The following is a 13,790-nucleotide window of genomic DNA, read 5'->3' on the forward strand; positions in this document are numbered from 1 at the left end:
ATGTTATTGGCATTGGCGCAGTGGCTGCAGAACGACTATGGCTTCCTGCGCGTCTTCAACTATCTGACGTTCCGGGCCGTGATGGCATCCCTCACGGCGCTGGTGATCGGCCTCGGGTTCGGGCCGTTCGTGATCCGTCGCCTGACGGAACTCAAAGTCGGCCAGGCCGTGCGCAGCTATGGCCCGCAGACGCACCTCGTGAAGGCCGGCACGCCGACGATGGGCGGTGTGCTGGTGCTCATCGGCATCGCGGTATCGACGCTGCTGTGGGCCGATTGGGGTAATCGCTTCATCTGGATCGTGCTGCTGGTGACACTCGGCTACGGCGCCATCGGCTGGGTGGACGACTACCGCAAGGTCGTACACCGCGATCCGAAAGGCATGTCGTCGCGCGAGAAGTTCTTCTGGCAGACCGTGATCGGCCTCTTTGCAGCGGCATACCTGGCGTTCTCGGTGTCCGAGACGAGCAACATGCGCGTGCTTGAACTGTTCATGGATTGGGTGCGCAGCGGCCTGTCACTCAACCTGCCGGCCAAGTCGCACCTGATCGTGCCGTTCTTCAAAGAGATCAGCTACCCGCTCGGAGTGTTCGGCTTCATCATCCTGACGTATCTGGTCATCGTCGGCTCCAGCAATGCGGTGAACCTCACCGATGGCCTTGACGGACTCGTCATCATGCCCGTGGTGCTGGTGGGCAGCGCCCTGGGCATCTTTGCCTACGTGATGGGCAGTGCCGTCTACAGCAAGTACCTGCTGTTCCCGCACATTCCTGGCGCGGGCGAACTGCTGATCTTCTGCTCGGCGATGGCTGGGGCGGGGCTTGCGTTCCTGTGGTTCAACGCCCATCCGGCGCAGGTGTTCATGGGCGACGTCGGCGCGCTGGCACTGGGCGGTGCGCTTGGCACGATTGCCGTGATCGTGCGGCAGGAGATCGTGCTGTTCATCATGGGCGGCATCTTCGTGGCCGAGACCGTTTCGGTGATGCTGCAGGTGACGTGGTTCAAGTTCACCAAGCGCCGTTACGGCGAGGGACGGCGCCTGTTCCGCATGGCGCCGCTGCATCACCACTTCGAGCTCGGCGGCTGGAAAGAGACGCAGGTGGTCGTGCGCTTCTGGGTCATCACCATGATGCTGGTGCTGATCGGTCTGTCGACCCTCAAGCTGCGCTGACGGACATGGCCAACATGACCGAAACCACCGCACCCGACGACGACATGGCATCGCTGCCCGAATCCGTCGCGACCACGTTCGACTCGGCCGAGCCGATGCCGCCTGCGGAGACGGTACAGGCGCCGCGGATGTTCGGCGAATGCGATGCGCCGTTCGTGCTCGTGTTGGGCCTGGGCGAATCCGGCCTGGCGATGGCGCGTTGGTGCGCACGCCATGGCGCGCGCGTGCGCGTGGCCGACACGCGCGAGGCGCCGGCCAACCTGCCGGCGCTGCGGGCTCACGTTCCGGATGCTGAATTTGTGAGCGGTCCGTTTGCCGTGTCGCTGCTCGACGGCGTGACGCTGGTGGCGATCAGTCCCGGCCTGTCCCCGCTGGATGCGAATGTCGCTGCGTTACTGGCGGGTGCCCACGAACGCACCGTGCCGGTCTGGGGGGAGATCGAACTGTTCGCCCGCGCGCTGGCCGGCCTCAAGGCCGCGCAGGGCTACGCCCCCCGCGTGCTGGCCATTACCGGTACGAATGGCAAGACCACCACCACGGCACTCACGGGCGCGTTGGCGCAACGGGCCGGCAAGACCGTTGGTGTGGCGGGCAACATCAGCCCCTCGGCGCTGGACAAGCTCTCCGAGTGTGTCGACGCTGACACGCTGCCGGACGTGTGGGTGCTGGAACTCTCCAGCTTTCAGCTCGAGACCACGCACACGCTGGACGCCGACGCGGCGACCATCCTCAACATCACGCAGGATCACCTGGATTGGCACGGCACGATGGAAGCTTATGCCGCCGCCAAAGGCCGCATCTTCGGTGCCAGCACGGTACGCGTGCTGAATCGCCAGGACGCCGCCGTGATGGCGTTCGCCCGCAAGGGCGGCCGTGATGTCACCTTCGGGACCGACGAGCCGACCGCGCCCGATGCGCTGGGCCTGCTGCGCGAAGGCGGCATGCCCTGGATCGTGCTGGCAGAGGCCGAAGACGACGATCTCCCCAAGCCGGCGCGCCGTAAGAAAGGCGACACCGCGCCCACCGCGCCGGTCCCCGTGCGCCTGAAGCGCCTGATGCCGGCAGATGCTTTGCGCATTCGCGGCCTGCACAACGCCGCCAACGCGATGGCGGCGCTGGCGCTGTGCCGCGCCATCGGTTTGCCGGTAAGCGCCTTGCTGCATGGTCTGCGCGATTATGCCGGCGAGCCGCATCGCGTCGAGTTGATCGCCGCGTTTGATGATCTCGAGTTCTTTGACGACAGCAAAGGCACCAATGTTGGTGCGACGGTTGCCGCGCTGTCGGGCTTGTCCAAGCACGTGGTACTGATTGCCGGCGGAGAGGGTAAGGGTCAGGACTTCTCGCCGCTGGCTGGGCCAGTGACGCAGTACGCACGCGCTGTGGTGCTGATCGGCCGAGACGCACCGTTGATCCGCGAGGCACTGGCCACGACCGGCGTCACGTTGGTGGATGCCCCGACGCTCGAAGCCGCCGTGCTCGAAGCCGCCGCGCGCGCAGTGCCGGGCGACGCCGTGTTGCTGTCGCCGGCATGCGCGAGCTTCGACATGTTCCGCAATTACGAGCACCGCGCACAGGTGTTCCACGAGGCCGTCGCCGCGCTCGCGGCAGACCGGGGAGTGATGCTATGAGCGACGCCCAGATCAAGCGCAGCGGCTTCATCGGCGCGACTATCGGCAATGCATGGGGTGGCCTGCGCGATGCCGTGTCGGGCGTCAAGCCCACGCGCTCAAAGATGATGGAGTACGACCAGCCGCTGATGTGGGTGGCGATCGTGCTGCTGGGCCTCGGGCTGGTGATGGTGTATTCCGCTTCGATCGCGCTGCCCGATTCGCCCAAGTACGCCAATTACAGCAACGGCCACTTCCTGGTGCGGCACATCTTCTCGCTGGTGATCGGCGTGGTGGCCGCTGTCGTGGCGTTCCAGATTCCGGTCAAGTTCTGGGACAAGTACGCGCCCAAGCTCTTCATCATCTCGCTCGTGCTGCTGGTGATCGTGCTGATCCCGCATATCGGCAAGGGCGTCAACGGTGCGCGACGCTGGCTGCCGCTGGGCATCATGAACTTCCAGCCGTCGGAACTGATGAAGCTGGCGGTGGTGCTGTACGCCGCCAACTACACGGTGCGCAAGCAGGACTGGATGCAGAACGTCCGCAAGGGCTTCCTGCCGATGGGTGTCGCGGTCGCTTTCGTCGGTTCGCTGTTGCTGCTCGAGCCGGATATGGGCGCGTTCCTGGTGATCGCGGCCGTGGCGATGGGCATCCTGTTTCTGGGTGGCGTGAACGGCAAGCTGTTCGGCGGCCTGGTACTCACGGCGGTGTCGACGTTCTCGCTCCTCATCGTGGCGTCGCCGTGGCGGCGCGAGCGCATCTTCGCGTACCTCAACCCGTGGCAAGAGCAATACGCGCAGGGCAAGGCGTACCAATTGACCCATTCGCTCATCGCCTTCGGCCGCGGTGAGTGGACGGGTGTCGGCCTGGGCGGCAGCATTGAAAAGCTGCATTACCTGCCTGAAGCGCACACCGACTTCATCCTGGCCGTGATCGGGGAAGAGCTCGGATTCGTGGGCGTGCTGATCGTGATTCTGCTGTTCTACTGGATGGTGCGCCGTTCCTTCGAGATCGGCCGCACCGCGCTGCAGCTCGACCGCACGTTTGCGGGGCTGGTCGCCAAGGGACTGGGCATCTGGATGGGCTGGCAGGCCTTCATCAACATGGGCGTGAACCTCGGTCTGCTGCCGACCAAGGGCCTCACCCTGCCGATGGTGAGCTATGGCGGCTCCGGCATCCTCATGAACTGCGTGGCGATTGCGCTGATGCTGCGCATCGACTACGAGAACCGCGTGCTGATGCGGGGGGGCAAGGTATGACGGCGCACGCGCCGGGCACGCTGCCCCGCACCCTTCTCGTGATGGCCGGCGGCACGGGCGGACACATCTTCCCCGCACTGTCGGTGGCCAAGATGCTGGCCGCGCGCGGCTGGAAGGTGGTGTGGCTCGGCAATGCAAACGGCATGGAAGGGCAACTGGTGCCCAAGCACGGCTTCCCTCTGGAGTCGGTGCAGTTTGGTGGTTTGCGCGGCAAGGGTCTCCTCACCAAGTTTCTGCTGCCGCTCAATCTGTTGCGCGCGTTCTGGCAGAGCCTCGGCGTGGTGCGCCGTGTGCGCCCGAACGTTGTGCTCGGCATGGGCGGCTACATCACGTTCCCGGGCGGCATGATGAGCGTGCTGATGGGCCGCCCGCTGGTGCTGCACGAACAGAATTCGATTGCCGGTCTTGCCAACCGCGTGCTCGCGCGCGTGGCCGATCGCGTGCTGTGCGCGTTCCCGAACGCGCTGGCCAACGCAGAGTGGGTCGGCAATCCGATCCGCGCGGATCTGGCGACGATCGCATCGCCGCAGACGCGCTACGCCGAGCGCACCGGCGCGCTGCGCGTGCTTGTCGTGGGTGGCAGCCTGGGCGCTGCGGCGCTCAATGACGTCGTGCCCAAGGCGTTGGCGCTGTTGCCCGCCGATTCCCGCCCCATCGTGATCCACCAGGCCGGCGCGAAGCAGATCGACACGCTGCGCGCGAATTACGCCGCTGCGGGCATCGACGACACGCACGCGCAGGCCGTTCCGTTCATTGACGACATGGCAGCCGCTTACGCGCACGCAGATCTGGTGATCTGCCGCGCGGGTGCCATGACCGTTTCCGAAGTGGCTGCGGCGGGCGTCGCAGCGCTGTTCGTGCCTTTCCCACATGCCGTGGACGATCACCAGACGACCAACGCGCGCTTCCTGTCCGGACGCGGTGCGGCCTTGCTGGTGCCTCAGTCGAAACTGAGTCCGGCATCGCTGGCGGATACACTCGCGTCCCTGACGCGTGCGCAATTGGCCGATATGGCGGCTAAAGCACGCGAACAGGCAAGGCCGGAAGCGGCCGAGCGTGTCGCCGACGTGTGTGTTGCGGTGGCACGGGCATAGAGAAGGAATCGACTGATGAAGCACATCGTCAAAAACATCCATTTTGTAGGCATCGGTGGTGCCGGCATGAGCGGCATCGCGGAAGTGCTGCTCAACCTGGGCTACCGCGTGACAGGCTCCGATCTGGGCACGAGCGCGGCGACCCAGCGTCTGGCTTCGCTGGGCGCGACCGTCATGCAGGGTCATGCGCCGGAGCATGTGGTCGGGGCGAACGCCGTGGTGGTCTCCACCGCCGTGCGCGGTGACAACCCGGAAGTGCTGGCCGCGCGTGCCAAGCGCATCCCGATCGTGCCGCGCGCCGTCATGCTCGCTGAGCTGATGCGGCTGAAGCAGGGCATTGCCATTGCCGGCACGCACGGCAAGACGACAACGACCAGCCTGGTCGCATCCGTGCTGGCCGAGGGCGGACTGGACCCGACCTTCGTGATTGGTGGCCGCCTGAACTCGGCCGGCGCCAATGCGCGGCTGGGCACGGGCGATTTCATCGTCGCCGAAGCGGACGAGTCCGACGCCTCGTTCCTCAACCTGTTCCCTGTGATCGAGGTCATCACCAACATCGATGCCGATCATATGGACACCTACGGGCACGACTTCGCGCGTCTGAAGCAGGCGTTCATCGAGTTCACGCATCGCCTGCCGTTCTACGGCATTGCCGTGTTGTGCGTGGATGACCCGAATGTGCGCGAGATTCTGCCGTTCGTCTCCAAGCCGATCGTCCGTTATGGCTTTGCCGAAGACGCGCAGGTGCGCGCGGTCAACGCGCGTGCCGTCGATGGCCGCATGGAATTCACCGTCATCCGACAGCTCAACGGCCATGCGGAGCCGCCGCTGTCGATCACGCTGAACCTGCCCGGCATGCACAACGTGCAGAACGCGTTGGCCGCCATCGCCATCGCCACCGAACTCGAAGTGCCGGACGAAGCCATCGTCAAGGCACTGGCGGAGTTCAACGGCGTCGGCCGCCGTTTCCAGCGCTACGGCGAAGTGCCGACCGCTGACGGCAACGGCCGCTTCACGCTCATCGACGATTACGGTCACCACCCGGTCGAGATGGCCGCCACGTTGGCAGCCGCCCGTGGTGCATTCCCGGGGCGTCGTCTCGTGCTGGCTTTCCAGCCGCATCGCTTTACGCGCACGCGCGACTGCTTCGAGGATTTCGTGAAGATCCTTGGTACCGTCGATGCGCTCCTGCTGGCCGAGGTCTATGCCGCCGGCGAGCCGCCGATTGTGGCGGCGGACGGACGGTCGCTCACCCGCGCGCTGCGTGTCGCCAACAAGGTCGAGCCCGTATTCGTGGAACAGATCGAAGAGATGCCGCAAGCCATCCTGGATGCGGCGCGTGATGGCGACGTGGTCATCACCATGGGCGCCGGGTCCATCGGACAGGTGCCCGGCCAGGTGGTGGCCCGGCAGGCCGAAGTGCGCGCATCGAATGTGGTCGATCTGAACGGAGGCGCCGCAGCATGACGACCGGACCGTTTGTGCCGCATCCGAAGATTGATCCCAAGTCACTGGGGAAGGTCGGCGTCTTGATGGGCGGTCGCTCCGCCGAACGCGAGATCTCGCTGATGTCCGGCAACGGCGTGCTGGCTGCGCTGCGTTCGCGAGGCGTCGATGCGCATCCGTTTGATCCGGGTCTGCAGGCGGTGGCCGATCTTGCCAGGCAAGGTTTCGATCGCGTGGTGATCTCGCTGCACGGCCGCTTTGGCGAAGACGGCACGATCCAGGGCCTGCTCGAGCAGTTCGGCATTCCGTACACCGGCAGCGGCGTACTCGCGTCTGCGCTGGCGATGGACAAGGAAGCCACCAAGCGCCAATGGCAGACCCACGGCCTGCCCACGCCTGATTTCGTCATGCTCCATGCCGGCAGTGACTGGCAGGCCGTGGCCGACCGCCTTGGCCTGCCGCTGATCGTCAAGCCGGCGCGCGAAGGTTCGTCGATCGGCCTGACCAAGGTCACGAGCGCCGCCGAGCTGCCCGCCGCCTACGAAAAGGCTGCGCGCCTGGACCGCGACGTGATGGCAGAGCAGTTCATCGAAGGCGACGAACTGACCTGCCCGATCATCGGCGAAGGTGAAAGCGCGACCGCCTTGCCGCTCATCCGCATCGTCGCGCCGCAGGCGAACTACGACTACCAGAACAAGTACTTCACCGACGACACGCGCTACGAATGTCCGGCACCGATTCCCGCCGACGTGGCCGCGCGCGTGCAGGCCCTGGTGGTGCAGGCGTATCGCGGGCTGGGCTGCCGTGGCTGGGGCCGCGCCGACATCATGCTGCGCAAGTCCGACAACGCGCCGTTCCTGCTGGAGATGAACACGTCGCCGGGCATGACCGGGCATTCGCTGGTGCCGATGGGCGCGCGCGCTGCCGGGATCAGCTATGAGGATTTCGTGTTGCAACTGGCGGCCAGTGCGTCGCTTGAGCTGCACGCAAGCAGTGATTGGAAACCAGAGTAAGCGAAACCGGTCGGCACAACGTTATGTGGCACAACACCCGTCTCCTCAACGCCATCGCGAGTGCGCTGTATGCGCTGCTCGCGCTGGGCGGCTTGGGCGTCGGCGCGGTCTGGCTCATGCAGCGCCCGATGTTCCAGTTGCAGCAGGTGCGTGTCGTACCCATGGCGGGTGGGGAGCTGCGTCACGTCAATGTGCCGAGCCTTCGCGCCAACGCGCTGGTCAAGCTGCGTGGCAACTTCTTCTCGCTGAACCTGGATGAAGCCCGTCAGGCATTCGAGTCGGTGCCATGGGTGCGCCGCGCGAGTGTGCGTCGCGTCTGGCCCAATGGCCTGTTGGTTGAAGTGCAGGAGCACGAGGCGCTGGGCACGTGGGGCGGCAACGATTCCGGCAAGCTGGTCAATACATACGGCGAAGTCTTCGTGGCCAACCTGGCCGAGGCGGAGGACGACACCGATCTGGTTGCGCTTGCTGGCCCCGAAGGCAGCGAGCAGGAAGTGGTCGACAAGCTGGAGACCATGACCGAGTGGTTCAAGCCAATGAACGTCGAGCCGGTGAGCGTGACGCTGACCAATCGCTACGCATGGCGAGCGCGGTTGTCCAACGGCACGGTGATCGAGTTCGGCCGCGAATTGAATGACGATGACCGCACGGCCCTGGCTGCCCGCGCCCGCCGCTTCGTGCGCGCCTGGCCGCAGGTGACGCAGCGCTGGGGCGGTCAGATTGAATACGCCGATTTGCGATACCCCAACGGGTTCGCAGTTCGGGCGGCGGGTGTGCGCTTCCTGACCGATGCGCAGGCCGCGGTGCTGGCAAAGGGGGGCAAGCTGCCCGGCACCGGCAATGCTGCAAAGGCGAAGGCCGATGCAGGGGCCAATAACAAAGCAACGCGAAGCACAGAGAAAACGCGATGAGCAAGGAATACAAGGATCTTCTGGTCGGGCTGGATATCGGCACCTCCAAGGTGGTGGCGGTGGTGGCCGAGCTTCGCCCCGACGGCGCCTACGAGGTCATTGGCATGGGCCAGACCGAATCGAAGGGGCTCAAGAAGGGCGTCGTCGTGAACATCGAGGCGACCGTCCAGTCGATCCAGAAAGCGCTCGAAGAAGCGGAGCTGATGGCCGACTGCAAGATCAGCGAGGTCTTCACCGGTATCGCGGGCAGCCACATCCGCAGCTTCAATTCGAGCGGCATGGTGGCGATCAAGGACAAGGAAGTCACCCCCGCCGATGTGGCGCGCGTGATCGAGACCGCCAAGGCCGTCAACATCCCGACCGACCAGCAGATCCTGCACATCCTCACGCAGGAATTCATCATCGACGGCCAGGAAGACGTGCGCGAGCCGATCGGCATGAGCGGCATCCGGCTCGAGGTGAAAGTGCACATCGTGACCGGTGCCGTGAGCGCGGCGCAGAACATCGTCAAGTGCGTACGCCGCTGCGGACTGGAAGTGCACGACCTGATCCTGCAGCCGCTGGCGTCGAGCCTGGCGGTGCTGACCGAAGACGAGAAGGAACTCGGCGTGGTGCTGGTCGACATCGGCAGCGGCACGACCGACATCGCCATCTTCAGCGAAGGCGCGATCCGGCACACGGCCGTGATCCCCATCGCCGGCGACCAGATCACCAACGACATCGCCATGGCCCTGCGCACGCCGACGCCGGATGCCGAGGACATCAAGATCCAATATGGCATCGCCAAGCAGGTGCTGGCGGATCCGGACGAGATGATCGATGTGCCTGGCGTGGGCGACCGCGGCCCGCGCACGCTCTCGCGCCAGGCGCTGGCCGCCGTGATCGAGCCGCGCGTGGAAGAGCTGTTCTCGCTGGTGCATCAGGTGGTGCGTGAGTCGGGCTACGAGGAGCTGCTCTCGAGCGGTGTCGTCCTCACCGGCGGCACCGCGATGATGCCGGGCATGGTCGAGCTGGGTGAAGACATGTTCCTGAAGCCCGTGCGCGTGGGCGTGCCTGAGTACCGGGGCAACCTGCATGAAGTCGTCAAGAGCCCGCGCTATGCAACGGTGATGGGTCTGCTGCAGGAGGGCCGCGTGCAGCGCATGCGTGGCCGCAAGGTGGTGGTGCAGTCCGGATCGGTCAAGCAGGTCTGGACGCGCATGAAGGAATGGTTCATCGGCAACTTCTGAGCGTGCTTGCTTGGGTATTGGCGATGTGCTCCCCAGGGGGAGCAGGTTTGATTTCTTGTTTTTGATGTTTTTCGTTCAGGAACCAGGGGTTGCGGCGGGGAGGCTGCATCGTCTGGGACTGATCACTTCTGGAGGCAATGATGGACTTCGACATGATTGAAACGGAAATGCAGGACGGCACCATCATCAAGGTGGTCGGCGTCGGCGGCGCGGGCGGCAATGCCGTGCAGCACATGATCAACCGCGGCGTGCAAGGCGTGGAATTCATCTGCATGAACACCGATGCGCAGGCACTCAAGCGCTCGACCGCGTCGCGCGTGCTGCAACTGGGCAGCACGGGCCTGGGCGCCGGCGCCAAGCCCGAGGTGGGCAAGCACTGCGCAGAAGAAGCCCGTGAGCAGATCGCCGACGCACTGCGCGGCGCGCACATGGTCTTCATCACCGCTGGCATGGGCGGCGGCACGGGTACGGGCGCCGCCCCGGTGGTCGCGCAGATCGCCAAGGAAATGGGCATCCTGACCGTGGGCGTGGTCTCCAAGCCGTTCGACTTCGAAGGCGCACGCCGCGCCAAGGTCGGCGAGCATGGCGCCAACGACCTCGAAGGCAACGTCGATTCGCTGATCGTCGTGCTGAACGAAAAGCTCTTCGAAGTCATGGGCGACGACGCCGAGATGGACAAGTGCTTCCAGTGCGCCGACGACGTGCTGCACAACGCGGTGGCCGGCATTGCGGAAATCATCAACGTCGATGGTCTGGTGAACGTCGACTTTGAAGACGTGAAGACCGTGATGGGCGAGCAAGGCAAGGCGATGATGGGCACGGCCACCGTGTCCGGCGTCGACCGTGCGCGTCTGGCCGCTGAGCAAGCCGTGGCCAGCCCGCTGCTGGAAGGCGTGGACCTGTCGGGCGCGCGTGGCGTGCTGGTGAACATCACGGCCAGCCGCTCGCTCAAGCTGTCCGAGACCAAGGAAGTGATGAACACCATCCGCAGCTATGCCGCGGAAGATGCCACCGTCATTTTCGGTACGGTCTACGACGACGCCATGGGCGACGCGCTGCGCGTGACCGTGGTTGCCACGGGCCTGGGCCGCGCCGCTCGCAACAAGCAACAACAGCAGCAGACGATGACGCTGCTGAAGACCGGTACGGACAACCAGCCGGTAGCCTTCGGCGGTGGCGCCATGGGTCATGCCGTGGCAGCCGCGCCCGACTACAGCAACTTCGACACCCCGGCCGTTTGGCGCAGCTCGCGTGAATCCGCATCGGCGCACGTGGCGGCCCTGCAGGAAAAGGGTGTCGATACGTACGACATCCCGGCATTCCTGCGCAAGCAGGCTGACTGATCCGGCGCCTCGCCCGCGCACGTCCGGCAGCCCGCGGCACCCCACGTCGCGCGCGGCTCACGGCTCCCCTCCCGTGACCGCCGCGATGTGACGGCCCGCCGCCCGCCAGCCGACAGCGCGCGATGAACCGGACACAGTCGTTGCCGCCGGGCAGGTTGGCCTCTGGCCGCCTCCCCGGAAGGGTTCAACCCGCCCGGCGGGTGTGCCCGTTCATCGCGCGCCGCGTGGTGCGATGTTGTTGTCTCCCAAGACCGCCCGCGTGATTGCCTCACGCGGGCGGTCTCGTTCTATGAACGTGCCCGCGCTTCGCCGCGCGGCATGGTCCCGCCCAGCTCACGCGTGTGCGCTGCTTTCAGGCTGACGCCCTCGGGTTGATGGGCTGCTCGCCACGAACCGTGATCCGGTTCTATGATCGAGAGATTCGTGCGCAACGCTTTGTGATGATCATGATCCAGCCTGGTCAACCGCTTCCAGACGCAACGCTCTACGAGTTCTTCGAAAGTGAGAAGGACGGCTGCGCCCTGGGCCCCAATGCCTTCTCCGTCAAACACCTGGCGGAGGGCAAGACGGTCGTCATCTTCGGATTGCCCGGGGCGTTCACTCCGACGTGTTCAGCGCGTCATGTGCCCGGCTACGTCGAGCATTACGACGAATTGCGCGCCAAGGGTGTTGATGAAATCTGGTGTGTATCGGTCAACGATGCCTTCGTGATGGGGGCATGGGCGCGCTCGCAGGTAACAGGCGACAAGATCCGCATGCTGGCCGATGGCAGCGCCGAATTCACACGCAAGGTCGGTCTCGATCAGGATCTGACCCAGCGGGGCATGGGCGTGCGCTCGCAGCGTTACGCGATGATCGTGAAAGACGGTGTGGTAACAGCGCTACAGGTCGAGGCGCCTGGGCAGTTCGTCGTCAGCAGCGCAGAAGCCGTCCTCGCGATACTCTGACGCCGCGCTCGCCCCTCAACCGAATGGCGGAATACCGCCCGCTTTCCCGTCACGGCTCAAGGTTGCCCGAGCCCGGGTCCTGATTCTGCACGCGCTCAGATTGAGCGGAATATGTGGACCCCTAACATCCCGATACAAAAGTCGCTTTGAGGGTGGGGGGCTGAAAATGGTATGCTTAGGGTTATCACCTATGCGTCCTGCATAGATAAAAACAATCGTGAAGGTTCTGTGAGTCGAGGGCGGCCATGTTGAAACAACGCACCATCAAGTCCGTCGTCAAGACCGTCGGCATCGGGTTGCACTCGGGCCGCAAGGTAACGCTGACGTTGCGGCCGGCTGCCGTGGGCACGGGCATCGTCTTCACGCGCGTCGACTTGGACCCTGCCGTCGAGATTCCCGCCAACGCCAATGCGATCGGTGACACGCGCCTGGCCTCCGTGCTCCAGAAGGATGGTGCTCGCGTCTCGACCGTGGAACACCTGATGTCTGCGTGCGCCGGTCTCGGCATCGACAACCTGTACGTGGATGTCGACGCGGAAGAGATTCCGATCATGGATGGCAGCGCGGCGTCGTTCGTGTTCCTGCTGCAGTCGGCGGGTATCGAAGAGCAGGGCGCGGCCAAGCAGTTCATCCGCGTGCTCAAGCCGGTGGAAATCCGCGAAGGCGACAAGTTTGCCCGCCTCGATCCGTATTTTGGCTTCAAGCTGTCGTTTACGATCGAGTTCCGGCACCCGGCCGTCGACAAGACCGGCCAGACATTCGAAATCGATTTCGCCGACACGAGCTACACCCGTGAAATCGCCCGCGCTCGCACCTTCGGTTTCGCACATGAAGTCGAGATGCTGCGCGAGGTCGGGTTGGCGCGCGGCGGCAGCCTCGACAACGCCATCGTGCTCGACGAGCACCGCATGCTCAACAACGACGAACTGCGTTACGGCGACGAGTTTGTCCGCCACAAGATACTCGACGCGATTGGCGACCTGTACGTAGTCGGCCATCCCCTGATCGCGGCGTACACTGCACACAAGTCGGGGCATGGCCTGAACAACGCGCTGCTGCGCGCCTTGCTGGCAGATGAAACGGCCTACGAAATCGTCTCGTTCGACAAGGTGGAAGAGGCGCCGCGCGCGTTCCTGCCGCAGTTGCAACCGGCGTTCTCGTGATCGGCTGATGCGGTTGTCTGTATGAAAAAAGCGCCCCGCGGGGCGCTTTTCATTTGGGCTTGCCGGCAGGTGCAACGTGCCGCGCAACCATTTCGGCCAAGGCCTGCCGAAGTGGCGAATCGGGCAGTTCGTTGGCGAGTGCCGCCAGGCTGTTGACCCCAACTGCCGTCATCTTGGCGCGTTTAGGCGGCTTTTCGATCTCTTGTGGCCATAAACTGTCGCTCCCGCCCTGCGGTTGTACCCGTACACGAATTGCGGTAATCTGCGATCCCCGGCGCTGCAGACGCTCCAGCAAGGTGGGTACCACCTGCCGTAAGCGCGCCGCAGCCGCACTATGTGCGGCGAGCAACACCAGAGTCGCTTCCCGGCTGTCGCGCGCATCGTTCTTGATGCCGCCGATGGCCACACCGCCGCCCAAGCCGGGCGGCAACAGCGACAACACCTCCGCTTCCAACGACGCCAATTGCCTGGCCGCCTGCATCAGCGGGCCGACCGAACCGGCACCCGAAAGCCAGTCCTGGACGGGTTTTGCCACCGGCGTCTTGAGAGCGGGATGAACAAAGATTCGCATGCCGGCATTGTAGGGCCCTTCATTGTGCTTTCGTGCC

12 protein-coding genes are annotated in these 13,790 nt (G+C 64.8%); 11 read left to right on the forward strand and 1 reads right to left on the reverse strand.

Annotation, left to right across the window (positions count from 1 at the left end; translation table 11 throughout):
- From mraY to lpxC, 11 genes are all read left to right on the forward strand, one after another.
- Positions 1–1,170, forward strand: coding sequence for a phospho-N-acetylmuramoyl-pentapeptide-transferase (mraY, locus tag R2N03_RS00135; protein ID WP_316653698.1), 1,170 nt, complete (start codon positions 1–3; stop codon positions 1,168–1,170).
- 128 nt (positions 1,171–1,298) lie between these two features.
- Positions 1,299–2,798, forward strand: coding sequence for a UDP-N-acetylmuramoyl-L-alanine--D-glutamate ligase (gene murD, locus R2N03_RS00140; protein ID WP_316656458.1), 1,500 nt, complete (start codon positions 1,299–1,301; stop codon positions 2,796–2,798).
- Positions 2,795–4,036: a putative lipid II flippase FtsW gene (gene ftsW, locus R2N03_RS00145; protein ID WP_316653699.1), complete on the forward strand. Its 1,242-nt coding sequence runs from the start codon at positions 2,795–2,797 to the stop codon at positions 4,034–4,036. Before murD ends, ftsW begins: the two co-directional genes overlap by 4 nt.
- Positions 4,033–5,130 carry an undecaprenyldiphospho-muramoylpentapeptide beta-N-acetylglucosaminyltransferase gene (gene murG / locus R2N03_RS00150; RefSeq protein WP_316653700.1) on the forward strand — a complete coding sequence of 366 codons (1,098 nt, stop codon included), beginning with the start codon at positions 4,033–4,035 and terminating at the stop codon, positions 5,128–5,130. Before ftsW ends, murG begins: the two co-directional genes overlap by 4 nt.
- A 15-nt stretch (positions 5,131–5,145) precedes the next feature.
- Complete coding sequence (gene murC, locus R2N03_RS00155; RefSeq protein ID WP_316653701.1) at positions 5,146–6,597, forward strand: UDP-N-acetylmuramate--L-alanine ligase; 1,452 nt, start codon at positions 5,146–5,148, stop codon at positions 6,595–6,597.
- On the forward strand, positions 6,594–7,589 hold the full coding sequence (locus R2N03_RS00160; RefSeq protein WP_316653702.1) for a D-alanine--D-alanine ligase: 996 nt from the start codon (positions 6,594–6,596) through the stop codon (positions 7,587–7,589). Before murC ends, R2N03_RS00160 begins: the two co-directional genes overlap by 4 nt.
- A gap of 23 nt (positions 7,590–7,612) precedes the next feature.
- Positions 7,613–8,500 carry a cell division protein FtsQ/DivIB gene (locus R2N03_RS00165; RefSeq protein WP_316653703.1) on the forward strand — a complete coding sequence of 296 codons (888 nt, stop codon included), beginning with the start codon at positions 7,613–7,615 and terminating at the stop codon, positions 8,498–8,500.
- Entirely contained in the window at positions 8,497–9,729 is a 1,233-nt protein-coding gene (ftsA, locus tag R2N03_RS00170; RefSeq protein ID WP_316653704.1) for a cell division protein FtsA, read from the forward strand. The genes R2N03_RS00165 and ftsA overlap by 4 nt, the downstream gene beginning before the upstream one ends.
- Before the next feature lie 140 nt (positions 9,730–9,869).
- Positions 9,870–11,072, forward strand: coding sequence for a cell division protein FtsZ (gene ftsZ, locus R2N03_RS00175; RefSeq protein ID WP_316656460.1), 1,203 nt, complete (start codon positions 9,870–9,872; stop codon positions 11,070–11,072).
- A gap of 446 nt (positions 11,073–11,518) precedes the next feature.
- Positions 11,519–12,019 carry a peroxiredoxin gene (locus tag R2N03_RS00180; RefSeq protein ID WP_316656461.1) on the forward strand — a complete coding sequence of 167 codons (501 nt, stop codon included), beginning with the start codon at positions 11,519–11,521 and terminating at the stop codon, positions 12,017–12,019.
- A gap of 245 nt (positions 12,020–12,264) precedes the next feature.
- Positions 12,265–13,182 (forward strand): UDP-3-O-acyl-N-acetylglucosamine deacetylase, encoded by a 918-nt coding sequence (gene lpxC / locus R2N03_RS00185; protein WP_316653705.1) that lies wholly within the window; start codon positions 12,265–12,267, stop codon positions 13,180–13,182.
- 49 nt (positions 13,183–13,231) lie between these two features.
- Here lpxC and R2N03_RS00190 read toward each other — a convergent pair whose 3' ends face one another.
- Positions 13,232–13,753, reverse strand: coding sequence for a DciA family protein (locus R2N03_RS00190; RefSeq protein ID WP_316656463.1), 522 nt, complete (start codon positions 13,751–13,753; stop codon positions 13,232–13,234).
- Positions 13,754–13,790: the final 37 nt, after the last annotated feature.

The sequence above is a fragment of the Ralstonia condita genome (assembly GCF_958405655.1).
In the GTDB taxonomy this organism is placed as follows: domain Bacteria; phylum Pseudomonadota; class Gammaproteobacteria; order Burkholderiales; family Burkholderiaceae; genus Ralstonia; species Ralstonia condita.